Origin of the sequence: Streptomyces sp. NBC_01320 (genome assembly GCF_035974375.1) — a bacterium.
Classification (GTDB): Bacteria; Actinomycetota; Actinomycetes; order Streptomycetales; family Streptomycetaceae; genus Streptomyces; species Streptomyces yanii.
Genome location: NZ_CP108390.1, coordinates 1,494,139 through 1,520,021, shown reverse-complemented (window position 1 = coordinate 1,520,021; position 25,883 = coordinate 1,494,139). Strand labels below are relative to the sequence as shown.

The 25,883-nt window shown below is 67.9% G+C and carries 19 protein-coding genes and 2 pseudogenes; 8 read left to right on the top strand and 13 right to left on the bottom strand.

The features are described from left to right. Nucleotides 1-91: 91 nt before the first annotated feature. The 7 genes from OG395_RS07315 to OG395_RS07285 form a co-directional block, all read right to left on the bottom strand. On the bottom strand, nucleotides 92-2,083 hold the full coding sequence (locus OG395_RS07315; protein WP_327242153.1) for an acetoacetate--CoA ligase: 1,992 nt from the start codon (nucleotides 2,081-2,083) through the stop codon (nucleotides 92-94). A 187-nt stretch (nucleotides 2,084-2,270) separates the two neighbouring features. Beyond that, nucleotides 2,271-2,831 (bottom strand): RBBP9/YdeN family alpha/beta hydrolase, encoded by a 561-nt coding sequence (locus tag OG395_RS07310; RefSeq protein WP_327242152.1) that lies wholly within the window; start codon nucleotides 2,829-2,831, stop codon nucleotides 2,271-2,273. Continuing rightward, nucleotides 2,828-4,159 (bottom strand): MFS transporter, encoded by a 1,332-nt coding sequence (locus OG395_RS07305; protein WP_327242151.1) that lies wholly within the window; start codon nucleotides 4,157-4,159, stop codon nucleotides 2,828-2,830. Before OG395_RS07305 ends, OG395_RS07310 begins: the two co-directional genes overlap by 4 nt. Before the next feature lie 32 nt (nucleotides 4,160-4,191). Next, nucleotides 4,192-5,109, bottom strand: a complete 918-nt coding sequence (locus OG395_RS07300) for a TauD/TfdA dioxygenase family protein (protein ID WP_327242150.1) — start codon at nucleotides 5,107-5,109, stop codon at nucleotides 4,192-4,194. Nucleotides 5,110-5,144: 35 nt separating this feature from the next. After that, nucleotides 5,145-6,116 (bottom strand): quinone oxidoreductase family protein, encoded by a 972-nt coding sequence (locus OG395_RS07295; protein ID WP_327242149.1) that lies wholly within the window; start codon nucleotides 6,114-6,116, stop codon nucleotides 5,145-5,147. Nucleotides 6,117-6,216: 100 nt separating this feature from the next. Then, nucleotides 6,217-7,275, bottom strand: a complete 1,059-nt coding sequence (locus tag OG395_RS07290; RefSeq protein WP_327242148.1) for a 3-keto-5-aminohexanoate cleavage protein — start codon at nucleotides 7,273-7,275, stop codon at nucleotides 6,217-6,219. A gap of 872 nt (nucleotides 7,276-8,147) precedes the next feature. After that, a complete protein-coding gene (locus OG395_RS07285) occupies nucleotides 8,148-9,170 on the bottom strand; it encodes an AraC family transcriptional regulator (protein ID WP_327242147.1) in 1,023 nt (340 codons plus the stop codon). Nucleotides 9,171-9,526: 356 nt separating this feature from the next. On the opposite strand from OG395_RS07285, the gene OG395_RS07280 reads away from it, so the two are divergent. The 4 genes and pseudogenes from OG395_RS07280 (at nucleotide 9,527) to OG395_RS07265 (ending at nucleotide 13,700) form a co-directional block, all read left to right on the top strand. Continuing rightward, a complete protein-coding gene (locus tag OG395_RS07280) occupies nucleotides 9,527-10,612 on the top strand; it encodes a TauD/TfdA family dioxygenase (RefSeq protein WP_327242146.1) in 1,086 nt (361 codons plus the stop codon). A gap of 31 nt (nucleotides 10,613-10,643) precedes the next feature. Next, nucleotides 10,644-12,149 carry a long-chain-fatty-acid--CoA ligase gene (locus OG395_RS07275; RefSeq protein ID WP_327242145.1) on the top strand — a complete coding sequence of 502 codons (1,506 nt, stop codon included), beginning with the start codon at nucleotides 10,644-10,646 and terminating at the stop codon, nucleotides 12,147-12,149. 18 nt (nucleotides 12,150-12,167) lie between these two features. Continuing rightward, nucleotides 12,168-13,019 carry a LysR family transcriptional regulator gene (locus OG395_RS07270; protein WP_327249267.1) on the top strand — a complete coding sequence of 284 codons (852 nt, stop codon included), beginning with the start codon at nucleotides 12,168-12,170 and terminating at the stop codon, nucleotides 13,017-13,019. Between the two features lie 159 nt (nucleotides 13,020-13,178). Then, nucleotides 13,179-13,700, top strand: a pseudogene (locus OG395_RS07265) (enoyl-CoA hydratase/isomerase family protein). Between the two features lie 79 nt (nucleotides 13,701-13,779). On the opposite strand, the gene OG395_RS07260 reads toward OG395_RS07265, so the two are convergent. Both OG395_RS07260 and OG395_RS07255 read right to left on the bottom strand, forming a co-directional pair. Beyond that, nucleotides 13,780-14,589 carry an MBL fold metallo-hydrolase gene (locus OG395_RS07260; protein WP_327242144.1) on the bottom strand — a complete coding sequence of 270 codons (810 nt, stop codon included), beginning with the start codon at nucleotides 14,587-14,589 and terminating at the stop codon, nucleotides 13,780-13,782. A gap of 140 nt (nucleotides 14,590-14,729) precedes the next feature. Beyond that, the gene (locus OG395_RS07255) at nucleotides 14,730-15,587 is read right to left on the bottom strand and encodes a LysR family transcriptional regulator (protein ID WP_327242143.1); all 858 of its coding nucleotides are present in this window, start codon (nucleotides 15,585-15,587) and stop codon (nucleotides 14,730-14,732) included. Between the two features lie 119 nt (nucleotides 15,588-15,706). Here OG395_RS07255 and OG395_RS07250 point away from each other — a divergent pair, with 119 nt between their 5' ends. Both OG395_RS07250 and OG395_RS07245 read left to right on the top strand, forming a co-directional pair. After that, nucleotides 15,707-16,909 (top strand): YbfB/YjiJ family MFS transporter, encoded by a 1,203-nt coding sequence (locus tag OG395_RS07250; protein WP_327242142.1) that lies wholly within the window; start codon nucleotides 15,707-15,709, stop codon nucleotides 16,907-16,909. A 25-nt stretch (nucleotides 16,910-16,934) separates the two neighbouring features. Further along, entirely contained in the window at nucleotides 16,935-17,966 is a 1,032-nt protein-coding gene (locus OG395_RS07245) for an NAD(P)H-dependent flavin oxidoreductase (RefSeq protein ID WP_327242141.1), read from the top strand. A gap of 241 nt (nucleotides 17,967-18,207) precedes the next feature. Here OG395_RS07245 and OG395_RS07240 read toward each other — a convergent pair whose 3' ends face one another. The 4 genes from OG395_RS07240 to OG395_RS07225 all read right to left on the bottom strand — a co-directional run bounded on the left by OG395_RS07240 (nucleotide 18,208) and on the right by OG395_RS07225 (nucleotide 22,409). Continuing rightward, a complete protein-coding gene (locus OG395_RS07240; protein ID WP_327242140.1) occupies nucleotides 18,208-18,357 on the bottom strand; it encodes a hypothetical protein in 150 nt (49 codons plus the stop codon). 256 nt (nucleotides 18,358-18,613) lie between these two features. Continuing rightward, a complete protein-coding gene (locus OG395_RS07235) occupies nucleotides 18,614-19,651 on the bottom strand; it encodes an ABC transporter permease (RefSeq protein ID WP_327242139.1) in 1,038 nt (345 codons plus the stop codon). Further along, nucleotides 19,648-21,243, bottom strand: a complete 1,596-nt coding sequence (locus tag OG395_RS07230; protein WP_327242138.1) for a sugar ABC transporter ATP-binding protein — start codon at nucleotides 21,241-21,243, stop codon at nucleotides 19,648-19,650. Before OG395_RS07230 ends, OG395_RS07235 begins: the two co-directional genes overlap by 4 nt. A 125-nt stretch (nucleotides 21,244-21,368) precedes the next feature. After that, nucleotides 21,369-22,409, bottom strand: coding sequence for a substrate-binding domain-containing protein (locus tag OG395_RS07225; protein WP_327242137.1), 1,041 nt, complete (start codon nucleotides 22,407-22,409; stop codon nucleotides 21,369-21,371). 1,430 nt (nucleotides 22,410-23,839) lie between these two features. Here OG395_RS07225 and OG395_RS07220 point away from each other — a divergent pair. After that, nucleotides 23,840-23,986 (top strand): annotated as a pseudogene (locus tag OG395_RS07220) (carbohydrate ABC transporter substrate-binding protein); the annotation flags it as partial. 283 nt (nucleotides 23,987-24,269) lie between these two features. Then, nucleotides 24,270-25,832, top strand: coding sequence for a glycoside hydrolase family 2 protein (locus tag OG395_RS07215; protein WP_327249266.1), 1,563 nt, complete (start codon nucleotides 24,270-24,272; stop codon nucleotides 25,830-25,832). The last annotated feature ends 51 nt before the right edge of the window (nucleotides 25,833-25,883 follow it).

Here is a 25,883-nt window from a genome sequence, read left to right as displayed (position 1 = left end):
CCTGGCACCAGCGCCTGGTGAAGAAGAAATGGCAGGTCCACCACGGCCTTGCCATCAACGACCGACCAGTGCGGACGGGGCCTCATCCCGGTCAGCCTTCGGCCGGTAGTCCGGCCGCGAAGTCGGCGAACCAATCCAGCATGCCAGGGTGGGTGATCGCCCCCTCGGCCCGCACCTCGGCCGCCGAGGCGCCCTGCAGGATGCGCTTGACGGGGACCTCCAGCTTCTTCCCGGTCAGGGTCCGCGGCACGGCCGCTATCTCGATGACGGCGTCCGGGACGTGACGGGGCGAGAGCTTCTGCCTGATTGTCGCCTTGATCGTCCGCTGCAGCTCCTCGTCGCAATCCGTTCCCTCGGCGGGAACCACGAACAGCGGCATGTAGTACCGGCCGTCCGGCAGTTCGGCGCCGATGACGAGGCTGTCGGCGATCTGCGGGAGGTCCTCGACGGCCGAGTAGAGGTCGGCGGATCCCATCCGGACGCCCATGCGGTTGAGCGTCGCATCGGAACGTCCGGCCACGACGACCGACAGGTCCGGCCCCACCGTGACCCAGTCTCCATGGCGCCAGACCCCCGGGTAGACGTCGAAGTAACTCGCCAGATAGCGCTCGTTACCGGGGTCGTTGACGAAGTACAGAGGCATTGACGGCAGCGGCGCGGTCACCACGAGCTCCCCCTGCCGCCCGACGGCGGGACGTCCCGAGGGATCCCACGCGGCGAGAGCGACACCGAGCGCGGGGCACTGGATCCGGCCGGATCTCACGGGCAGCAGCGGTGAGCCGCCGGCGAGCACGGAGCACACATCCGTTCCTCCGCAGATCGACTGCAGCCAGGCGTCGTCGATGAGACGGCGGTACACCCACCGCCAGGTGCTCTCGGGAAGTGACGAGCCGGTCTGCAGGACGGACCGCACCGCGCTCAGATCCATCTCGGACGCCGGGTGGGCGTCCGCCTTCTCCCCGGCCACGAGATAGGAAGCGCCCACACCGACCATCGTCGCGCGGGTCTGCGCGGCGACCCTCCAGACGCCGTTGACGTCGGGATGGGTGGGGCTGCCGTCGTACAGGACGAGGGTGGCCCCGTGCAGCAGACCCCCGACCATGAAGTTCCAGACCATCCAGCTGGTGGAGGTGTGGAAGAAGTACCGGTCGTCGCTCCGCAGGTCGCCACCGAGGCCCAGGGCCTTGAGCAGCTCTACCACGATGCCGCCGTGGCCTTGCGCGATGCCCTTGGGCAGGCCTGTGGTGCCCGATGACCACAGGATCCACAGCGGATGGTCGAAGGGGACGTCGGCGAAGCGGAGTTCCGCCTCCTTGCCGAGCAGCGCGGACCAGGCGTGCTGCTCCACGTCCGGCCTCGGCGACCACCGCGAAGCCGTGGACGAGGAGGAGAGGTGGCCGACTGCGACGAGATGCCGGACGCTGGGCAATCCGTCCACGATCTCTGCGACCGCCTCGCGCCGGTCGAGCTCCTTGCCCCCGTAGCGGTAGCCGTCGACGGCCACCAGAACCGTCGGCTCGGCCTGTCGCAGCCGCGCGACCACGCTGGGCGTACCGAACTCCGGAGCACACACCGTCCACACCGCGCCGACCGCGGCACTGGCCAGCAACGCGACCACGGCGTGCGAGGTGTTCGGCAGATAGCCGGCCACCCGGTCCTCCGGCCCCACGCCCATGTCACGCAACGCCGCGGACATGGCCGCGACGTCGTGTCGCAGCCGCTCCCACGACGTCTCCGCTGCAACGCCGCTTTCGGACACCTCGATCAGGGCCGGACGCGCATCGGTGGCCTGGGCGAGGCACCGCTCGGCGAAGTTCAGCCGCGCTCCCGGGAACCAGGACGCGCCGGGCATCTTCGGGTCGGCCAGCACCTCGTCGTAGCCGCTGACGGCGTCGAGGCCGTAGAACTCCCACACCGCCGACCAGAACCCGGTCAGGTCGGTGGTGCTCCACCGCCACAGCCCGGCGTAGTCGGAGAAGGACAGTCCCCGGGTCTCGCTCAGCCAGCGCATGAAGCCGACGACGTTGGAGTTCTCAGCCTTCGAGATGCTGGGGGACCACAGCAGGTCGGGGTCAGTGCTCATCAGCCCTCCAGGGGCGGGGTCGTGCGGGCGGGAAGGAATATGGAAGCCCGGCAGGGGGGACCCGGCTCGACGGGGCGCCGGCTTCTGCGGCGGCTCACGCCCGGGGTACACGGCTCCCTCCTGCCTGAGAAGGCGAGGAGGGAGGGCGCGTGGTGTCTTCGGGCGGAGCCGTGCTGCCGGCAAGGGCTCAGCCGAGTTCGCGGACGAACTCCTCGGCCCTGGGCCATTCTCCGTAGCCGGAGGCGGGGTTGAGGTGTCCGACCGCGCCGAGGTCCACCAGGCGGCTGCCCCAGGCGCGGGCGAGCTCGGTGACGCGGTCGAATGCGGCCAGGGGGTCGTTGGTGCTCGCCGCAACGATGCTGGGGAAGGGCAGAGGGCTCCGGGGCGTGGGCGTCCAGCCGTTCTCGCGCAGGACCTCCAGGGAGGGATAACCCTCCGGGAGCGGCGTTTCGAAGTCCGGGGGCGTGGCGAGCAGCGCGCCTTTGACTGGACGCCGGTGCTGTCGCGCCCAGTGCACGGTGGTCATGACACCGGCGCTGTGGGCGACCAGGACGACCGGACCCGAGATCTCCGAGAGCGTCTTGTCCAGGGCGGCGACCTGGGCGTCGCGGTTGAGTCTTCCTTCCTGCAGGGGCGGGAGGATGAGGGCGTCGGCGAGCTTGCCGTCGAGGATGGTCTGCCAGTGCTCCGCCACGTGATCGCGCATTCCGGGCACGATCACGACGGTCGACGATGCGGTGGGGCTCATGACTGCGGCTCCGGGGTTGTGAGCACCACGCCGGGGAGCAGCCCCAGGCGGTGCAGGTCCTTTTCGTAGGAGAGCTTGCCGACGACGAAGGCCATGCCGCTCAGGACCGCGACCAGCGGCACCAGCTGCAGTGCCCCGCGCAGGCCCAGGTCGTCGGCCAGCATGCCCGTCACCACGGGCCCCGGGGCCAGCCCGAGCAGGCTGTTGGCCAGGGTGAGCGTGGCCATGGCCGTCGCCGCGATGGCGGCGGGGGTGAGGTTGGCCACCATGGCGGCCGCCGGGCCGGCCGTTCCGCAGGCCACCAGGGTGCCGGCACCGATCAGTACGAGCTGCACCGGGCCGGTAGGAAGCCGGAAGCCGACCATCAGCAGAACGAGTGAGGCGAGATTGCAGGCGATCGCGACGGTCCACTTCCGGGCCGCCAGGTTCCGGCTGAGGCGGTCGGCGGCGATTCCGCACAGGATCATGCCGGTGCCACTGAGCAGCGCGAAGACTCCTGCGGCCAGCCCCGCTTTGGCGGGGGCCATCGAGTAGTAGCGGTTGAAGAAGCTGGGCATCCAGGCGAGCATGGCCATCGCGATGAACATCTGCAGTCCGCTGCCGATGTAGGCGCAGACCACGGAGACGGACGAGAACAACCTCGGCAGCAGGGTCCGCAAGGGGGCCCGCTCACCGGCCCCGGCGCTGTGCTTGTTGGAGGCCGTCCCCAGCCTCTTCTCGGTGACCACGAGGCCGTAGACCGTGGCCAGGACCAGTCCGAAGATTCCCATCGCGCTGAAGGCCCAGCGCCAGCCGTGTTCCTGGGCGATGACACCGCTGGCCGACACACCCAGCACGGATCCGAAGGACCCTCCCGCGATGAACGCTGCGGAGAGCGTGGCCCGCAGGCGGATGGGGAAGACGCTGAGGACGACCGCGATGCCGACGCTGCCGTAGGCCGCCTCTCCGACGCCGACTATGAAGCGGGCCGCGAACATCTCACCGAAGCTCGCGGAGACGGCGCATCCCAGGGTCGCCAGGCTCCACACCACCGCGGAGAGGACCAGGCTCCTCACCCTGCCCCAGCGGTCGGCCACGAGCGACAGGGGGAAGGTGAGCAGGCCCACCATCAGTGCCACGATGCTGCTCAGCGAGCCCAGCTGACCGTCCGAGAGTAGCCATTCGGCCTTCAGCAGCGGGAACACCGAGTTGAGGACCTGCCGCGACATGTAGTCGGACAGCAAAAGCCCGAAACTAAGTGCGAACACCAGCCATGCATAGCCGCGTGACACGGCCTGCGCGGCGGGGGACATTTCAGGCACGGCCGGGTCGGCAGTGTGCAGTCCCATGGGCGTCACCTTTCTCGTCACTGGACGGCAGCTCAGAAGGGTCTGTCACCGACGATTCCCGCGCGCTCCATCTTGCGGACGGCGGGCCAGTAGTCCTGGACGGCGTAGTGCTGTGTGGAGCGGTTGTCCCAGATGGCGAAGCTGTTCTTCTGCCAGCGCCAGCGCACCTGGTACTCGGGGACGGCCGCCTGGCTGATCAGGTAGTTCAGGAGGTTGCTTGCCCCGGGCGCGTAGTCCTGGCCGAAGCGCACGTGCTCGGGCCGGTGGTAGTTGACGAAGTGCGTGGTGAAGCTGTTGACGAAGAGGATCTGTTCACCGGTCTCCGGGTGGGTGCGCACCACGGGGTGCTCGGCGTCCGGATACCGGGCCTTGAGCGCGTGCCGCTCCTCTGTGGGAAGGACGGCACCGAAGGTCGCCTCGATGCTGTGCCGTGCACGGAGGTCGGCGATCTGCGTCCTGATGTGCTCCGGCAGCCGGCGGTAGGCCTCGGCCATGTTGACCCAGATCGTGTCGCCACCCACCTCTGGTGTTTCCACGCAGCGCAGCACGGCGCCCATGGGCGGGCACGCGCGCCAGGTTGCGTCGCAGTGAAGCGCGTTCTCGTAGTGCTCTGGTTTGCTGTCCAGCTCCTTGTAGATCCGGACCAGCCCCGGGTGGTGGGGATCGCTGCCGAGCACCGGGTGGTCCTCGAGCTGACCGAAGCGCGAGGCGAAGGCGATGTGTTCGGCCCGCGTGATGTCCTGGTCCCGCAGGAACAGGACCTTGTACTGCAGCAGCAGCTTCTTGATCTCGGCGAAGAGGTCGTCGTCGCGCGAGGCGTCGCCGAGGTTCACGCCGAAGAGCTCGGCGCCGATGGTACAGGTCAGCGGCGTGGCGGTGATCGAGGGGCGCAGGACGCCCGAGCGCACCAGGGCGGGTGCGTCCTCCCTCGGTTGGATGGTCTGAGACATGGTGCTCACTCCTGGGGGCTTGTGGGCGAGTGTGCTCACAGGACGAAGATGGAAGATCCCGTGGTCCGTCCGGCTTCCAGATCGCGATGCGCCTGGACCGCGTCCTGCAGGGTGTAGCGCTGATTGATTTGGATCTTGATGCGTCCGGAGGCGACGTGCCCGAACAGTTCGCCGGCCAGGGCGTCGCGCTCCTGCGGTTCGGCGATGTAGTCGGCCAGCGCCGGCCGGGTCACGAACAGGGAGCCGTGGATGGCCAGTTGCATGGCATCCAGCGGCGGCATTCCGGAGGACGTGCCGAAGCACACCAGCAGGCCGCGACGCTGCAGCGAGGCCATGGAGCCGGCGACGGTGTCCTTGCCGATGCTGTCGAAGACGACCGGGACGCCCTTGCCGCCGGTCAGCTCGCGCACCCGTTCGGCCACGTCTTCGCGCCGGTAGTAGATGATGTGCTCGCAGCCGTGGGCGCGGGCGATCTCGGCCTTCTCCTCGCTGGAGACCGTGCCGATCACGGTGATGCCGAGCAGCTTGGCCCACTGGGAGAAGATGAGGCCGACGCCGCCCGCGGCCGCGTGGAGCAGCACGGTGTCTCCGGACTTCAGCGGGTGGATCCGCCGCAGCAGATAAGCCGCGGTCAGGCCGCGCATGGTCATCGCGGCGGCGGTCTCGCAGCTGATCTCGTCCGGCAGCCTGATCAGCGGCGCGGCGGACATGACGCGTTCCGTGCTGTAGGCGCCCAGCGGGCTGCCCGTGTAGGTCACCCGGTCGCCCTCGGCGACGTGCGTCACGCCCTCGCCCACGGCCTCCACCACGCCGGATGCCTCGACGCCGAGTCCGTTGGGCAGCGGGACGGGGTAGAGCCCGGTGCGGAAGTAGGTGTCGGCGAAGTTCAGCCCGACGGCGACGTGCCGGATCCTCACCTCTCCCGGGCCGGGGTCACCGACAGCGACCTTCTCCCACCGCATGACGTCGGGGCCACCGGTTTCCTGGAAGCGAACGGCGTGTGCCACAACTTGCTCCGTTTACTCGTGTGTAGGGGGCGGTCGCGGAGAGGGCGCCGCCCGCTTGCGGACTGCCGCATTCCGGTGCCGCGACCGCCGTGGAGTCGGTTCAGATCTTGGTGTCGCGCAGCATGAAGCCGCGCTGGCCCGGACGGCGGTTCGGCACCATGCCGAGCTGGGCCAGGGTCTCGTCGGCGTCCGAGTACCATTCGCCGATCTTGTAGATCTTCTTCGCCTCCTGTCCGGTGGCGATCTCACGCCCGAGCGCATGGGCGATCTCTACCATCTGCTCAACCTGCTCCACGGAGGACATCCGTTCGCCCTTGTGCCGCCACAGGTTGTCCTCGTTGCCCACGCGGACGTGCGCACCGAGGGCGATGCCGACCGTGTTCATCGGGGCCACCGCGCGCATCGAGGCCTCGATCGTGAGCACCGCGCCGTCCGGGACACGGCGGATGAATTCGACCAGGTCCGCCGGGTGCCGCCCGGCGAACCCGCCGCCGATCGCGACGTAGTTGAGCACCAGCGGTCCGTTGTAGATGCCCTTGCGGATCAGTCGCTCGACGGTCTCGAGCTGTGCCATGTTGGCGAGTTGGAAGTGCGGCTGGATGCCGTTGGCACGGAGCCGCTTGAGGTGCTCGAGGTAGAAGTCCGGCCCGGCCTCGACGACCATGTCGCGATAGGCCTTGTACATGGCCGGCTTCGCGATGGAGGTGCCCTCGATGTCCTCGTCGTCGAAGAGCTCGACGATGTTCATCTGGTTGGTGCCGATCGCGATCGTCACCTGGTCCGGCCGGGGGTCGATCTCGGCCAGCATGTGGCGGGTGTCGTAGCTGAGCCACTTGGCGTCGCCGCCTTCGTCCTCGGGGGCGAAGGAGATCGATCCGCCGATCTGCAGGACCATGTCCGGCACGGCCTCGCGCAGCCGGGCCATCAGCTCGTTGAACATGGAGATCCGCTTGGAGCCGTGGCCGTCGAGCTCGCGCACGTGGATGTGCAGCACCGTGGCGCCGGCGTTGTAGCAGTCGACCGCCGCCTGCACGTGCTCGTCCATGGTGAGCGGTAGATCGTCGGCGTCACCGGGCAGCCACTCCGGCCCGTAGGGGGCGGCCTGGATGACCAGCTTCTCCTGGTTCTCCGGGTACAGGGAGTCGTCGAGGAAGTGCACGATCCATCTCCTTTGTAGGATGGCGATCACACGGGTGTCTTGCATCGATGCCTGCGGCGCAAGGGCTGGGGTCTGGCGGGATCGGCAGAGGGATCCCAGCCCCACTGGGTGGCTCGGCGTGCAACCAGCGGGTTGGCGAGGGGGCGTGAAGCTGCAAGCAGGGTTCCTACTCGCCGTTGTGGGGCCTGTGAGCTCCCTTGCGGTGATGCAACGTTAAGCGTCGGTTAACCGGGACGCTGCACCGGAGGTGACAAGTGAATTGTCAATTGGGGACAGGCGCCCATCGTGGTGATCACGCTGGTGGGTACCGGTACTGCTCGAACGCCGCAGCTTCTTCAGGTAGCCAGTCACGGCCTCCTCGCAGGTCCCTTTGTCCTGGGCCACGAGGTGCGGGGGTGGGCTGGGCGGCAGGTCGCGGGTCGTGTGCGACCGGTTGATCGTTCCCTGGCGGCCGTGGTGGAGCCGTGGCCGGCCTGGCGGAGATCTCGAGTTCGCGCGGCATGAAGCCGCGCCGGCAAGAACGGCGACGGCGGTTCGGCGCGATGCCGAGCCGGGCTGCCGGCGTCCCGGGTACTGCTCGTTCGTGGTGACCGGGAGGGCGCCGCGGCCACCGACAGCCGCTTCGGTCCGCGGGACCGGTCGGAACGACGCGTTTCTCGTGGCTCTCGGCCGCGGGCGTCGTCGAGCCGGGTTCCTTGATCAGGTCGAATCGGTTCGGCTCCGGCGTGATTGACGGATCTTCATCGGTCTTCCGGCCGGAGGCGACAGGGGACCCGCCCCCTTGAGGACATCCCTCTCCGTCGACGCCGCCCGGCCTGCCCGAGGTCAGTGGCCGGGGCAGGGGTCGGCGGCCGCACGCGATGGTGGGGGGATCATTCCTCGACGAGGTACTGCTGCCTGGCTTGGCGGACGCGCCAGTCCCTCGCGCTGCACCCGAACCGCTCGCGGAACCAGCGCGAGAAAGCACTCGGTGCGGAGAATCCCAGCAGGCCGGAGATCTCCGTCAGCGAGCGGCGCGGGTTGGCCACGAGCTGCTGCGCCAACTGAACGCGTGTTGCGTTCAGGAGGGAGGAGAACGTCTCGCCGGACGCCGCCAGATGCCGGTGGACGGTTCGACGGTCGACGCCGAGGCTGCAGGCGACCTGCTCGATCGAACAGCGTCCGGTCGGCAGCAGGACGCCGATCAGCTCCCGCACACGGTCCGGCATGGTCGTGTCCCTCGAGACCGCGATGGACTCGAAATACTGCCGGACGTAAGTCCGGAGCAGCGGGTCCGACATCGGGTTAGGAACATTGAGATCGCTGCCGTAGAAAACGATCCCGTTGAATTCGCGGTCGAATTCCACCACGTGGCCGAAGATGCGCCAGTGGGTGGTGAGGTCCACTGGGGCGTCGTGCGTGAAACACACGGACAGCGCCTGCCACCGGGCACCGAGGAAGTTGCGGAGTACCTGATGGAAGGCGCCCACGGCCAGCTCTATGGACTGGCGGGCCGCCACCGCCTCGACTGGTTCCAGCCTCAGCTTGAGGGTGGCCAGACCGCTCGCCTCGGACAGCACGGCATGGAGCATCTCGTTGTACATGTGCTCATGGCGGACCAGCAGCTCGATCGCACTGCGGACATCGGGCTCTTCGCGAATGACGAGGCTGATCGGGCCGAGATTGGAGAAGCGCCGCCGTTCGGCAAGCAGCAGCCCGAAGTCCTCCCGGCGTGCGGCCGCCGCCGAGAGTTCGAGCAGGTGGATCACGGACTCGCCGGAGATCCACCTGTCCTGGACCGCGAGGCCGGCAGCGTCCAGGCCCACGCGCTTCATCAGGGCTCGCGGATCGATGCCGAGCGACTGGCTGAGCTCGACGTAGCTGCTGAGGCTCGCGTTGCGAACAAGGGACTTCATAGGCACACTCCCGGGCTCTGTCCCCGATTGATAAGTTAAATGTCGCGTGAAGTCAAGCGATGCGCCACATAGTGACCTAGCGTTGCACCACCCGCGATGGGGTTCACCGCCCGGCATTCGAAGCCCCGGCCGATCGAGAAAACGACGGACAACACCATGGCAAATCATCCGATTGTTGGCCAGACCAGAAAAAGAGGTGCGGAATCCCTGGCTGGCGAGCGATCTGCTGCGCACACGCCTGCGCTGAAAACCGTGGAATTCCCGACGGGGGAAGGAGAAGGCGCATGCCCGCGGTGCACAGTTTCCAGCCGGCGAGGATACGCCGCGACTGCGGCTCGCAATCCAGGGAGTCCTCCATGACGAGCATGAGCGATGTGCTTCACCATCCCTGTACCGGGCCGGCCGTGTGGCAGGGCCCGTCCCTGGCAGGCTCACAGGAGTGGATCCTGCGACTGTCGCCGGCGCAGATCGACGAACTCGAGGCCGCTCTGCGCGCGGTCCGGGAGCGCGGTATCCCCCTGCTGAAGGTGACGGCCCGCGACTTCCCGCTGCCGACCCTGGCTCGCGAGCTGGAGCGACTTGCCGACATGCTGGAGAACGGACGCGGCTTCGTGCTCGTCAAGCGCATCCCGGTCGAGAGGTACAGCCAGGCTGCGGCAAGCGCCGTGTTCTGGGGACTGGGCCAGCATCTCGGCGTCCCGGTGTCGCAGAACGCGGCGGGTCATATGCTCGGCCACGCCCGGGACACCGACCGCACTATGACGGCCCCCTCGACACGCGGCTACCAGACCAGAGAGCCACTGCCGTTCCACACCGACGGCTCCGATGTCCTCGGTCTGTTGTGCCTGCGCGCTGCCCGATCCGGCGCACGCCTCTCCCTCGTCAGCTCGGCGGCCGTCTACAACGCGGTGCTGGCACGCCGCCCGGACCTGGTCGAGCGGCTGTACCGCACCCAATTCCTCGACCGCCGGGAGGAACACGGCCCGGGCGAGCGCCCGTACCACGCGGTTCCGCTTGCCGCCTGGTACGAGGGGAAGCTCAGTCTGCGGTACAACCGCTGCTACCTGGAGTCCGCACAGCGCTTTTCCGACGTCCCGCGTCTTGAGCCGGCCGACGTCGAGCTCTTCGACCTCATCGACGAACTCGCAGCGTCCCCGGACCTGCGGCTGGACATCGACTTCGGTGCCGGCGATGTACTGCTGGTCAACAACCACGCGGTTCTGCACTCCCGCACCGCGTACGAAGACTTCGCCGATCCCGCACTGAAGCGCCATGTCCTGCGCCTGTGGCTGGCCCTGCGACAAGGGCGCGTCCTTCCGCCGGACTTCTGGGGAGATCTCCACAGCACCGGAGGTGGCTCCGGTCGCGGCGGGATCGCGCCCCGCGACGTGATCGCCCCGTCGGACCTCGTAGACATCGGCGGCTCTCGCCGCCAGGAATGACCGCCAACCGTCCAGACCGATCGGAAAACGAATGAACAACCTTGCGGCAGTCGTGGCGGAATCCGCCTGGGCCGGCGGTGACCGGATCGCCGTACGCCAGGACGAGACCGCCCTCACCTATGCCCAGCTGAACGACGCGAGCGCTCGGGTCGCCGCGCTGTTGCGGGACAAAGGCGCCCGGCCGGGCGATCGCGTCGCGATGGTCATGCCCAATGTCGTCCACTTCCCGGTCGTGTACTACGGCATCCTGCGCGCGGGTTGCGTCGTGGTACCGATGAATCCGCTGCTGAAGTCCCGCGAAGCGGCGTTCGCGCTCCGGGATTCGGGAGCGCGGATCGTGCTGACTTACCCGCCCTTCGCGCAGGAGGTGGCGAAGGCTGCGGCCGAGGTCGGGGCGGAATGTCTCGTCACGGACCCGGTGGCGTTCTCGTCCCTGTTGCAGGCGACCGAACCGATGCCGGATATCGTCGACCGGGCACAGGGCGACACGGCCGTGATCCTCTACACCTCGGGCACGACGGGGACCCCGAAGGGCGCCGAGCTGACCCACCGCAACCTGATGAGCAACGCGGTCACAACGGTGGAAACGCTGATTCAGATCGGACCGGACGACGTACTGTTCGGTGGCCTTCCGCTGTTCCACGCGTTCGGGCAGACCTGCGCCCTTAACGCCGCCATCACCGCTGGCGCCACCCTCACGTTGCTGCCGCGCTTCGAGCCGGCCAAGGCACTGCAGATCATGCGCCGGGACCGGGTCACCGTCTTCCTCGGCGTCCCCACCATGTACACCGCCCTGCTGCACGCCAAAGTCCCCGACGGCCACGACCTCTCCCGGCTGCACGTGGCCGTCTCCGGTGGCTCCTCTCTCCCTGTGGAGGTGCTGCATGGCTTCGAACGCACATTCGACGTCACGGTGCTGGAGGGCTACGGACTCTCGGAGACGTCGCCGGTCACCGTGTTCAACCCCCCTGATCGGCCACGCAAGGCCGGCTCGATCGGTGTGCCCATCCGCGGGGTCGAGGTCAGACTCGTCACGGACGACGGCACCACAGTGGGCCCGGGTGAAGTCGGTGAGATCGTGATTCGCGGCGAGAACGTGATGAAGCGTTACTGGAACCGTCCGGACGCGACCGCGGAAGCGATTCGAGACGGGTGGTTCCACAGCGGCGACCTGGCCCGCGTCGACGAGGACGGCTACTACTTCATCGTCGACCGCAAGAAGGACCTCATCATCCGCGGCGGATACAACGTCTACCCGCGAGAGATCGAGGAGGTGCTCTACGAGCATCCGGCTGTCGGTGAGGCGGCAGTCGTCGGTGTGCCCCACAAGACCCACGGGGAGGAGGTCGCAGCCGTCGTGGCCCTCCGGGAGGGCGCGCAGACCACGGCCGAGGACATACGCGGATTCGTCAGGGAACGGGTGGCCGCCTACAAGTACCCGAGGATCGTCACGTTCACGGACGCACTTCCCAAGGGGGCGACCGGCAAGATCCTCAAGCGTGAGATCACCGTCACCGACCACGCGGCGACGGACTGAGTGGTCCCGCTCCCGCGGCTGCGGAAGCCGGAAAGGTCCGGCTTCCGCAGCCGCCCGGCAGGGGCACAGGTTCAGCTGCCGGATCTGAACGCACTGGAACTGCTCGTCGCAGTGGCGGAGACGGGCAGCCTCAGCCAGGCGGCGGCCCGGTTCGACATCAGCCAGCCGTCCGTCAGTGCACTGATGATGACGCTGGAGCGACGACTGGGAGTGAAACTGCTGGTGCGCTCCACCAGGCGTTCACGGCTGACCCCGGCCGGTTTGGTGGTAACGGACTGGGCCCGCTGCGTGCTGGAGAGTGTGGCTGTCTTCGTCGAAGGCACGGCCGCGCTGAGATCGCGGCAGGAGGACCGGCTGAGGATCGGAGCCAGTCTGACAGTGGCTGAGCATATGGTGCCCGGGTGGTTGCTGTCCTTGCGGGAGACCTTGCCCCAGGTGCATGTCGGGCTGGAGGTCACGAACAGTCACAAGGTGATCGAAGGCATCCGGCACAATGGGTTCGACCTCGGCTTTGTGGAGGGCCCCTGGGGGCCGCGGGACGTTCAGTCCACCGTGGTGGGACGGGACCGGTTGGTCGTGGTGGTGGGCCCGGATCATCTGTGGGCGCGCCGCCGCAGCCCGATCGGTGGGGCTGAGTTGGCGGCCACACCACTGGTGCTGCGCGAACGCGGCTCCGGGACTCGTGAGACGTTGGAAGCCGCACTGAAGACGTATGGCTCAGTCGCGAATCCCGTTCTGGAGCTGGGGGCGACCGCACCGCTGCGCACCGCTGCGGCGAGCGGACTCGGCCCTGCGGTGCTGTCGGCCATGGCCGTGCAGGAAGACCTGCGGGAAGAGCGGCTTGCTTCCGGGTCTGTTCGGACATGCTGAGACCGTGCACCGATCTGTCACAACATTGCAGTCCTACAAGCCCGTTTGAGCGGGCGCTCACGGCCGACCTCCTTGCCGCTGCGAGCGCCGCTGAACCGTTCCTGATCCGGCGGCGTCCCGGCCAGCCCACCCGCACGGGAGCACCGACTCGGCGGACGGATGTGTGCGCCGGTCAGGTCGGCTGGCTGCCGACCACGCGATGACGTCTCTGCCGCCGGTGAAGCCCTGGGGCTGACCGGACACCGGCTCGACGCAGCCGACGCGCTGTACACCGGGCTGGCCACGCACTTCATCCCGGCGAACCGGCTCGGCGCGGTCGCGGACGCCCTGGCTGATGGCGTCGGCACCCCGGTGGACACCGTTCTGGAGCGCCTCGGCCAGCAATCCCCGGTGGAGGAAACTCAGTTGGAGAAGGTGCGGGGAGACTTTGACTGAGCGTTCGGTGCCGTTGGCCTCGCCGGGATCAGGGAACGGCTGCACTGCCTCGACAGCCCGTGGGCAGCGGCCGTCTTGCTGCAGAGCTTGCGCATCACCCACGCCCTGCTGACTGCCTGCAGGCAGCGCACATTGCGTGAGTGCCTCGATGCCGATCTCCGGCTCGCACGGTCGACCATTCGTACCCCCGACTTACTGGAGGGAGTACGAGCGGCCTTGGTCGACAAGGACCGCACTCCCGTATGACAATGCGGGTATTGACCAAGCAAAGCCGACAACTCGGCCGTGTGAACGGCAAGTTCACACGGCCGAGTTGCTTAACTGCTCAGGGGCGCAGGGCCACCCAGTCTCCGTGCGGCGAGATCCGCAGGAGGGAGGACAGGCCCGCTTCGCTGAACGCCAGCTCGATGTCCGTCAGCCCTTCGGCGAAGTGGGTCCAGCCGTCGTAGTGGGCCGGAATCACGATGCCCGCGTCCAGGACGGCTGCCGCCGCCGCGGCCCGGCAGCTGTCCAGGGAAAGGGGCCGACCCTCGAATTTCGCGGGCACGCGTGCCGCCCCGGCGTTCAGTACGGCTGCGCCGATGTCCGGTACGCGGTGGGAGATTTCCGCGACTGTACGGATCGAGGCGTTGTCGCCACTCACGTAGACGGTGGGAAGGCCCTGTCCCGACAACACGAACCCGGTGACCTCGCAGTTGACGTTTCCGTCCGCGTCGCGCTCGCCGTCCTCGGGACCGTGGACCGCAGGAACGGCCAGCACGGTCAGATCGCCGTTGCCGTCCGCGCGCGGTAGGGAATGGCTCGTCCAGGGGGAGAGGCCGACCGCCGGGGAGCCGAGCCGGCTGGCGGAACGGGGACCGGTGAGGACCAGCGGGGCGGCCAGCGCGAAGGCGCGGCCGTGCTCGTCGAGGTTGTCCGGATGCAGATCGTGACTGACCAGAACGAGGTCGACCGGGCCCAACTCATCCGCGCCGACAGCGGGTCCGGCCGTCTTGGTGAGGTATCCGTGGGGACCGGCGGCGTCGAAGGTCGGGTCGGTGACGATGCGCAGGCCGCCGATGTCGATGACGGCCGTAGGACCGCCCAGGACCATGACCGAGCATTCCTGTCGTGGCAGCAGCTCTGCTGTCGTCATCGCCGTCCTCGCCGAGTCGTCTCGATCGCTTCGTTCATGCCGCCGAGGATAAGAACTTCACGCACGCGCGTGAAATGCCTGTCGTGATGCATCCATGTCCGGCAGACATGGATGCTGATCATCCCACCCGGGACGTCGGCTCACTCGTGCTCCGCCCTTACGGCGGCGTCCAGGAACCGGCGGACCAGGGCCCGTTGAGCGTCGGGCAGATAGACAAGGCTGACCGGGCTGGGCGGCGCCTCGGTGAGCGGAATGAAACGGAGGGCGGGGTGCTGGGTGCGGCGCTGCGCCACCTCGGGGACGATGCCGATGCCACGGTTGGCGGCCACCGTCTCAAGCCATTCGTCGTAGTTGGCCGTCTCGATGATCTGCTCCGGGCGCTGGTCCACGGACCAGGACCAGGGGCCGGTGGTGCCGCTGACCGTGTTGACGACCAGGGGCCAGTGCTGGACGTCCGTCCAGCTCAGGTGGCCGAGACGGACCAGATCGCAGTGCTCGGAGCAGACGGCGATGCGCGGTTCGTCGTACAGGTGCACAGTTCGCGCTGCCCTCGGCGGGTCGAAGTCGCCGCGGACCAGGGAGATGTCGACGGCGCGCTGCCGCAGAGCCTGAAGGGGGTCGTCAGTGCGGGTCAGGGTGACCGAAGCTCCGGTGTCCTGCTCGAAGTGGCTCACCGCCTGCTGGGCCCAGGGGTCGGGCAGCAGCCAGCTGAAGCCGAGCCGGAGGGTGACCTTGTGGCGCACGACGGCCAGGGCCTGGTCGAGGGTGGCAAGGACACGCTCGGCGTGGAGGAGGAACTCGGCGCCGGTGGCCGTCAGCTCGACGTGCCGGGAGGAGCGGTCGAGGAGGCGGACGTTCAGGTTGCCCTCCAACTGCGCGATCGTACGACTCAGAGCCGGCTGCGTGATCAGCAGTTCCTCGGCTGCCCGGGAGAAGGACCGGTGTCGTGCCACAGACGTGAAGGCCCGCAGGTGACGGAGTTCGACGTCCATGCTCATCGTGCCTTCTTCTCGGATCCATGCCTTCCATGCATAGCAGCAGCTTAACCGGCATTTCACAAGCGCTCGCGGGCTTTCTAGCGTGGGTGGTGGCCGCTGAACGCCGAGGGAAAGTGATCATGACGCCAGAAGTAGCACGACCAACAGCCCCCACCCGCCCGCGCAGGGAGTCCCCCTGGACGATCGTGGCCCAGGCCGCGGCAGCGCTCGCCGCGGGGATGGGGATCGGCCGGTTCGTGTACACCCCCATCCTGCCGCTCATGCACGCCCAGGCAGGTCTGTCCTCGGGGCTCGGGGCGAGCCTGGCCACCGCGAACTTCATCGGCTACCTCGCGGGCGCCCTCGTCGGCATCGCCGTCCCGGCTGTCGTACGCTCGGCCGCGACCTTGCGCGGCTCGCTGGCCATCATGGTCGCGACACTGGCGCTCATGCCGGCCACGCACGACGGCACCGCCTGGTTCGCGCTGCGGCTGGTGGCCGGCGCCGCCAGCGCGCTGGTGTTCGTGATCGCCGTCAGCGCCATGCTCTCCCGCCTGCAGGCGCACGCACACCACATGGTCGGATGGGCCTTCGGCGGTGTCGGCGCCGGAATCGCCCTGTCGGGCATGCTGGTGGTGGTCGTGCAGACGGCGTCCACCTGGCAGGTTGCCTGGTGGGCCTGCGCCGCGCTCGCGGCCCTGCTCGCGGCCGTCGCCTGGCCCCTCACGCCCGAACCGGAAACAGAGGCCGCTGAAGCCGCCAGCCCGGCCGAACGACCCCGCACCCACCGCTGGTTCATCGCCCTGTTCGCCAGCTACACCTTCGAGGGCATCGGCTACATCATCGCTGGCACCTTCCTGGTCGCGGCGATCCAGCAAGGCGTCCAGGGCTGGCTCGGCAGCAGCGCCTGGATCGTGGTCGGACTCGCCGCCCTGCCCTCCTGCGCCCTGTGGACCCGCCTGGCACGCCGCTGGTCGCGACCGGCACTACTGCTCACCTCGCTGAGCATCCAGGCTGTCGGCATCGCGCTGCCGGCTTTGCTCGGCGGCGTTGCCCCGGCGCTGCTCTCCGCCGTGCTGTTCGGCGCCACATTCATGGGCGTCAGCACGATCGCCCTGTCGATCGGCACTCATCTGCAAGTGCCACGCGCCGTGGCCCTGCTGACCGCCGGATACAGCGCTGGCCAGATCCTCGGCCCGCTACTGGCCGCACCCCTGCTGCGTCACGGCTACCACCAGGCCCTCCTGCTGGGCAGCACCATGGTCGCAATCGCCGGAGTCGCGGCCGCCGCCGTCTGCATCCGCTTTCCGCACCACCTCGCTCCCGTCGCCTCGACGGCCTGACACCCGTACTCCAGGAGGAGTTGTCATGAGCAGACTGCTGTCCGATCTCGGAATCGACCTCCCGGTCCTCGCCGCGCCGATGGCTGGCGGACCGAGCACACTCGCACTCGTCACAGCAGCCGCGCGCGCAGGCAGCCTGGGCTTTCTCGCCGGCGGTTACAAGACCGCGCAGGCGTTGGCCGGGCAGATCCACGCCGCACGGGCGGACGGAGTGCCGTTCGGCGTCAATCTGTTCGTCCCCAACCCAGTCCCCGTCTCCGCCGAGGCGTACCGGGGTTACGCCCAGGCGGTGCAGCCCGAGGCCGAGCTGTACGGGCTGAAGCTCACCGACGGGGACCCGGTGGAGGACGACGATCAGTGGACGGACAAGGTCGACCTGCTGACCGCGAGTCCCGTCCCCTGGGTGTCCTTCACCTTCGGTATCCCCGACCGCGCGGTCGTTGGTGCCCTGCGCCGGGCCGACACCACCGTCCTGCAGAACGTCACCTCGACCGACGAGGCACGCCGGGCGGCGGAGACCGGAGTCGACGCACTGATCGTGCAGGCGTCCACGGCCGGCGGGCACTCGGCCACGCTCACCCCCGAGCGACCGCTCACGCCCGTGCCGCTGCCCGAGCTGGTAGGCCAAGTGCGTGACGCCGTCACCTTGCCGGTCATTGCCACCGGCGGAATCGCCACCCCGGCCGATGTGGCGGCCGCGCTGCATGCCGGTGCGGAAGCCGTTATGGTCGGTACCCTCCTACTGCGTACGGACGAGAGCGGAGCATCGGCGCCGCACAAGGCGGCTCTCGTGGACCCCGCCTTCGAGACGACCATCGTCACGCGCGCCTTCACGGGGCGGCCCGCCCGCGCCCTGCGCAACCACTTCACCGACCGCTTCGACGCGATCGCTCCCGCCGGCTACCCCGCCCTGCACCACCTCACCGGCCCGCTGCGCAAGGCGGCCACCGCGGCCGGAGACACCCGGCTGATCCACCTGTGGGCCGGAACGGGTCACCGCGAGGCGAGGAGTGAGCCTGCTGAGCAGGCACTCGCTCGGCTTGCCAATCGGCTCTAGCCCTGGGCGACTCGGAGAGTGGCCTGTGCTCGCCTTCCCTGCGAAGCCGAGCCCGACCAGCGCCACTACGGCGGACGCCCGCCAGCCCGACTGTGGGCCTCCAGGACCCGCAGTACCCAAGGGGCAGCAGGTCGCGGATCTCCGGCGGCCACCACTTGGGCTCGGACGGCAGTTCCCTCTTCAGGTTCTTCGAGGTGATCATCCCGGCCCGGGCGGCCCGGAGCAGGTTGGGTATGCTCCGTCAGCCGCCGTCGCCGGGGCCCTCCCCGGCGGCCAACAGCCCGTGCCCATGGGCGAGCCGGGCCTCCGTCGCCCGTACTTGGTCCCGGGCCGCATCCCGCAGGGCGAGCGGTGCCCTGCCCGCAGAGGCCGGTTCGGTGCTGACCGTCACTGCCCTCACGAGGTGCTGGTCCCGGGGCGAGTTTGCGGTGCCATCGGGTTGCCAACGCCAGAGGAGCGAATTGGCTCATGTTTTATGTTTATCCCGTTTTGTGGCGATGGAGCGGAGCGGTACGGCAGCCACCCGGCGAGCCACCAGGGCTCAGAGGGTGCGCTGTGGTCATGCTCATGGAGAGGACCGGTGGCCGACCGCGCGGGCGCGGTTGACCTGCAGCCACCGGCCTCCGACAGGCTGGCAGCGGTACGGCTCAGTGAGGCAGACCGACGGCCCGTGCGCCGCTGCGGCGTTGCTGGATGACGACGGCCACGACCAGCAGTGCGCCCTGGGCGACGTTCTGCCAGAAGGAGTTGATGCCTTCGACCGTGAGGCCGTTCTCGAGGCAGCCGAGCAGGGCGACCGCGAGCAGGGTGCCACCGATGCCGCCCTTGCCGCCCTTGAGGGCGCAGCCTCCGAGGGCCGCGGCCGTGATGGCCTTGAGTTCGAGGCCTTCACTGCCGGATGTCGGCTGACCCGAGCCGGTCCGGGCCGTCAGCAGGATGCCTGCCACCGCGGCGGCGACACCGATGAGCGCGTAGACAGCGACCAGGTACTTGTTGATGCTGATCCCGGCCAGCCGAGCCGCGGTGTCGTTGCCGCCGATCGCGTAGACGTTGCGGCCGATGTCGGTGTACTTCAGCAGTAGGTGTACCGAGACTGCCACGATGACGAGGAGCCAGACCATCACAGGCAGCCCGGCGATCTTGCCGCGGCCCAGAAAGATGAAGGCGTCGTTGTTGAGGACGTAACCCTGCGCCCGGCCGTCCGACAGCAGCTGGGCAAGTCCCTTGTAGGCAGCGAGTCCCGCCAGGGTGGCGATGGTGGGGTTGACCCGGCCGTAGACGATGACCAGGCCGTTCAGCAGACCCACCAGGAGGCCGACACCCAGTGAGGCGGCCATGCCTACGAGGGCGTTGGACCCGGCGCTGGTGAAGGCCATGGCGCTGACGACCGACGCGACGCCGACCTGGGAACCGACGGAGATGTCGAGACCGCCGCAGATGATCACCACGGTCTGTACGACGGCGAGCAGTCCGGTGATAGTGGCGGCCTCGGCGATCACCTGCATGTTGGACAGGCTCAGGTAGTTGTCGTTGAGAATCCCGAAGAGTGCGAGCACGAGCACGAGCGCGCCGATGAGGCTGATGTTCTGGCCGCCGATGCCGACGAGGAACTCCGCCCTGCCGGTCTTGCGGCCGTGGGCGGCTGGTTCCTTCACGGCCGGGGAAGGGGTGCTGGTGAGGGTCATGAGGTGGCTCCAGAATTGCTGGTGCGGCCGATGTCGTCGGCCATCGCGAGGGCGAGGATGGATTCTTCGGTGGCTTCGTCGTGGCTGAGTTCGCCGGTGATACGGCCGCCCTGCATCACCACGACACGGTCCGCGAGACCGAGGAGCTCCGGGAGTTCGGAGGAGATGACCAGCAGAGCGACGCCCTCCTTGGCCAGGTCGGCGATGATCTGGTAGATCTCGGCCTTGGCGCCGACGTCGATGCCCCGCGTCGGCTCGTCCAGGATCAGGACCTTCGGCTTTCGCGCCAGCCAGCGCGCCAGGACGACCTTCTGCTGATTGCCGCCGGACAGCTTGCGGACCTCGTGGTTGATCGAGGGGGTGCGCACCCGGAGCCGGTCGGCGTAGTGCTGGGCGAGTTCACGCTCAGCCGCCCGCCTGACGAAGCGGAAGCGACGCAGCCGGTCCAGTACGACCAGTGAAGTGTTGTCTCGGACGGACTGCTGCAGGAAGAGGGCCTGTGCCTTGCGTTCCTCCGGCGCGAGTCCGAGCCCGGCCTGGATCACCTCGCCGGGATGGCCGCTGCGCAAGGGCTTGCCGTCGAGGGTGACGGTGCCGCTGCGGACCGGCTGATCGCCGGCGAGTGCCAGCGCCAGCTCCGAGCGTCCCGCTCCGATGAGTCCTGCCAGGCCGACGACTTCGCCCGCCCGGACCTGGAGCGAAATGTTCTGCACGTCGTCCGTGGTGAGGTTCTTGACGTCGAGCACGAGACGGTCAGTGGCCGTGCGCTGTCGCACGAACATGGTGGACAGGTCGCGCCCCACCATCAGGCGGACCAGCTCTCCTTCGTTCGTCGTGCTTGCCTGCTGCACACCGACCAGGCCGCCGTCGCGCAGCACGGCGATGCGGTCGGCGAGCTGGAAGATCTCCTGCATGCGGTGGGAGACGTAGACGATTGCGATGCCCTGGTCGCGCAGCCGACGGATCAGGGCGAACAACGCTTCCACCTCGTGCTCGGACAGGGAGGAGGTGGGCTCGTCGAAGGCGATCAGCCGCGCGGCTGTGTCGCCGGTCAGGGCGCGCATGATCTCGACCAACTGCCGCTGGGCAGACGTGAGCTGGTGTCCAGGGAGATCGGGGTCGAGTGCGTCGGCGAAGCCCAGCCGTGCCAGGTCCGCCACGATCCGGCGACGCAGTTCCTGGCGGTCGAGCAGCCTTCCGCGCTTGCGGGGCAGTGAGCCGGCGTAGACATTCTCGGCGACCGAGATGTGAGGGATGATCTCCGGTTCCTGCGGGATGATCCGGATTCCGGCGGCCCGCGCGCGTGCGGGGGAGTCGAGTTCGGTCCGCTCGCCGGCCACGACGACGTGGCCCTCGGTCGGCTGGTGATCGCCGGTGAGGATCTTGAGCAGGGTCGACTTTCCCGCGCCGTTCTCGCCCATGAGTGCGGTGACCTGGCCGCCGGGGAAGTCGAGCGTGACGTCGGTGAGTGCCTGTACGGCACCGAATTGCTTGGTGACGCCCGTGACGCCGATGGAGTCGTGCGGCGGTGCGGCGTCGGGCTGCCCGCCGGAAGGGCCGGAGTCACCGGTCGCGTTGGGTGCTCTGGTCATGTGTCGGTTCACCTCGATGGCGTCGCGCAAGTGTGGTCAGGGGTGCCGGGATTGCCCGGGGGCAGGGGGCCGGGGCTGTCTACCGGTGGCTGCCGCCCTTCGCGTCAGCCACCGGTGAGAGGGGATCAGCTGCAGGTGAGGCCGGCGCTCTTCCAGGAGTGGGAGTCGACCATGGTGGTGGGGGCGAAGGCCTCCTGCGGGAAGTCCTTGCCGTGCTTGAGCTTGTCGTACATGGTCTGGACGGCCAGAGCGCCGACGTCCTTGCCGTTGATGAACAGCGCCGCCTTCATGCCGGATGGCTTGTCCGACTGCCACTCCTTGCACGCGAGGTAGGCGCCCAGGCCGACGCCGAGGATGTTGGCGGGACTGGTCCCGGCGTTCTGCAGGGCCGTGACACCGCCCATCACGTTTTCGTCGTTGCAGCCCCAGACGACCCAGTTCTTGACCTTGGAGTTGGCGGTGATCGTCGCGGCGATCTTGTCCTGAGCTCCGGTGGGTGTGTTATCGGTGGCCACGTTGATGGTCTTCACTCCCGGAACGGCCGCGTCGAAGGCCTTCTTGGAGGCGTTGACCCGGTCCCCGCAGACTGTGACGTCCTGCTTCCAGGCGGAGATGACACGGGTGTCGGAGGCCTTCCAGCCCGCCTTCTTGAACTCGGCGGCCGCACGCTTGCCGACCTCCTCGCCCATCTGGGCGCCGCTGAAGCCGACCCGGGGCACGAGGTCGGCCTTGCTGCAGCTGGCCGGGTCGGGGCCGGTGGAGCAGATCTGATCGTCGGAGGTCAGCAGGGCGACCTTGCCGTCCTCGGCCGTGTGCACGACCTGGGGGCCCACAGCGGGGTCCGGGACGACGATGATGACGCCGTTGGTCTTCTGGGCGACGGCGGACTGGACCTCGCCCACCGTCTTGTTGGCGTCGTTGCCGAGATTGACGATCTTGAGGTCGATGCCGAGCTCGTCCGCCTTCGCCTTGGCTCCGGCGGCCTCGCCGACGAAGTACTCCTGGTCGCCCTGCTTCTGGAGATAGGTGAGGGAGATCTTGCCGTCCGCCTTGCCGACGGGGTCCTGCCCGGCAGCCTCCTTGCCCGAGGAACACGCTGTGCTCACGCCGAGGGTGAGCAGGAGGCCGGTGGCGGCGGCGACACGCCGCTGGAATGCAGAGGACATGGTGAAGCTCCTTTGTGCTGGCAGCGACCACCGGAGAAGACGTGTTCAGGGGTCGTGCGGTGAGGAGAGCGAGATGGCCGTCGAGCGGCCGGGTGCGGATGCTCGGAAGAGAGGTAGAACCTCAAAATCAACCAGAAACCATCAGGTTCAAACGGGCACACATATGACACTGCTCATTACGGGAGAGTGTCAAGCCTGTGTACGGGGGTGAGATGAGTCTGTGATCTTTCACCCGGGACGGGGTCGCTCATCGGTCTTGGCGGCCTTCGGCGTGGCGCAACTGCCTCCGCGCTGGTCTTGTCGTCGGGGGCCGCTGCGGAAGCGGTGCGCCGCACCAGTCACCCGACGCCGAGGCGACGCCCGAGGAAGGTGACGGGTGTGGACGGGTCGTCGGCGAGCAACTTCTGCCAGGTGTTTGTGTACTTCTTGGCGCCGGCGCCCGCGAAGGCGATGGTGACGTCGGTGCCCTTGGTCCTGTAGGACGCTGAGACCGCACAGCGGCTGGGATGTCACCGTTGGACCGTCGAACGCGCCATGCCCTGCTCGCTGGCGGTCGCCGCCTGCCCTGTTGCTATGAGCGCAAGGTCGAACACTTCCTCGCCTTCACGAGCATCGTCTGCACCCTCATCTGCTGCCGCAGAGTCGCCATATGGGATCACCTCTCAGTGCAGGCCGATGCCAGCCAGGGCTGTGATGTGCGGGTTGGACTGCACGCGGCCAGACAGGGGACGCAACGGGCGGATGTCGAGTAGTTGACGGGACGTTGACTCATGGCATCTGTTGGCCTACGTTGCAAAAGGATGTCGGTTTCTGGGAGTTTACGTTTCCTTCGCCCTTCCTCTTGCGTCACGTTGAGTCCGGGCTCTCGTCAGACGGCGAGCAGTTCGCCCCCATTTCCTATGGCTACGGGACATCGCCAAGCGAGGAGCCACCATGTTCGATCAGCCTTCAACAATCTCCATTGCAGGTGAGGGAGAGACGCGGCCCCCGCGCGCAGCCGCAGAAGTCTGCTGCGTGGCATCACCGGCGCGGCCGAACTGGCCGTCGTCTCCGGTGGTCTACTGGCGGCCTGCTCCGGCTCGTTGGGCACTAAGGAGAAGGACGACGGCGCCAGCTTCCCGGGGGCTCGGGCAATGTCGTCGGCAGCACGGTGACGTTCGGATCGAACTACTCCGACCCGGCCGGCAAGTCCGCCTTGCCCACGCTGACTTCGGCGGCTTAGACCGACCGGCAATTGGGGGGCGGCGTCACGGGGCTGGGGCACGCGCCTCGCGGCGTTGTCGTCAATCACCATGGCTCCTTCCCCAAGCTCTCGGCTTCGCTCGAGCAGGGGAGACCCCATCTGGCTCAATCCTCCGCCTTGCGATGCATGCACCCCAGCCCCGCACCTTCACCCACCCCCAATTGCCGGTCGCTCTTAAGCATTGACCAAGGCGAAGATCAACACGGTCGACCACAACACGTTCCAGCAGAACATCACCAGCTACCTGCAGGGCACCCCGGACGACCTGTTCACCTGGTTTGCCCGATACCGCATTCAGTACTTCGCCGTGCAGTGCCTGGCCCAGCCGATCGACACACGGCTGTGGCGGGGGCCCAGGCGGGACGACCGCCGCGCCGGCTGGTGAGATCACCGCCGACCAGCTCGGATCCGCGATACCGGCGTCACGGCCGACGCGTGGCCCAGCCGCCGCCATTGTCGATAGCCGGCAAAACAACCACTGCAACTGGATCGACTACCCGATGAGGTCGTGGAAGACGCGCCTCACGAAACGAAAGAGGTCACTGCCGATGAGCGGGAAGACAGGCGGCCCCAGACGCCGCAATGTACTCATAGCGGGCCTCGCTGGTGCCGGCGTGATGCTGGTACCCGGCGGGCTGGCGAGTGCCGCATCGCGTGGAGATGGAAGCGAGGCAACAGGGCGGCGCTCCATCAACCTCGACACTGACTGGGCATTCTGGCGCGACGATGCCCAGGGCGCGCAGGAGCTGTCCTTCGACGATTCCAAGTGGGCGGGTGTGTCGATTCCGCACACCATGCGGCTGGAACGCAAGGAACCGATCATCTACAACGTCTTCGCCGGCATCGGCTGGTACCGCCGGTACTTTCGCATGGCTCCCGGCGAAGCGGACCGCCGGGTGACGATCCGATTTGACGGCGTTCAGACAAACTGCATTGTCTACCTCAACGGTGAAAAGCTCCTCGAGCACCACGGCGGCTATCTCGGCTTCTCCGTCGATGTCACCGACAAGCTCCACTGGGATCGAGACAATCTCCTTGCCGTGCGGGTTTCGAATCTCGACGATCCGCAGACGCCCCCTGGTAAGCCCCGCGAAGAGCTCGGGTTCCTCACCTACGGCGGTATCTACCGCAGCGTCACGCTGCAGATGACCGGTCGCATCTACATCACGGATCCGCTGGAGGCCGACCGCGTCGCCGGCGGCGGGGTGTTTGTCACCTACCCGCGGGCCGACGCCGAGCTGGCTGTCGTCAAAGCCAAGACCAACGTGGTGAACAGCACCGATTCGTCTGCTGTCACAAGGCTGCAGTCGACGATCTACAACGCGCAAGGAGAGATCGTCGCCCGGGAGAGCCAGGTCGCGACGATTGCGAGCGGCGCCCATCACGACTTCGAGCAAAGCCTGGAGGTGATCCGTCCCGACCTGTGGCACCCGGACAGCCCGCACCTGTACAAGCTCGTCAGCGACGTCTACCTCCGTGACCAGGTGTTGGATACGGTCACCACGCGAATCGGGATTCGCCGCATCGAATACCGGGCGGACGGTTTCTATATCAACGGAGAGCGCCTCTACCTGCGCGGGGCGAACATCCACCAAAACTACGCCTACGTCGGCGACGCCGCACCGGCTTCGATGAAATGGCGCGAGGCGCTCAGGCTGAAGCTGGGCGGTTTCAACGCGGTACGTGCCGCTCATTATCCGCACGATCCCGCGTTTCTCGACGCCGCCGACGAGCTCGGGTTGGTCGTCGTCGCGTGCGCGCCTGGCTGGCAGTTCTGGAGCGAGAACGAGACGTTCGTCAATCGCACCTACGCGGACGCCATGCAGATGATCCGCAGGGACCGCAACCGTCCGTCGATGATTCTCTGGGAAACCTCGCTGAACGAGACGCATTACCCGGGGTGGTGGGCAAAGAAAGTCACCGAGCTTGCCCACGCGGAAATGCCCAACGACCAGATGTTCACCGCGGCCGACTATGGTTTGTGGGGGAAGGAGTACTATGACGTGAACTACAAGGTCGTCAACACGGACGGCTCGGATCCCGATCTGACCAAGCCGTTCTTCACGCGGGAATGGGGCGACTGGGGGGGCCAGGCGGGCCGCGAATGGGGCGAGGGTAGCCTCATCGGAATGGTGGCGACCAGGCAGGGATTCCTCAACCTCGATTCGTCTGCGGCCTGACGGCCGTATCTGATCCGGCGGGTTGCCCTGGTTTGTCCTGTCGGTGTGGAC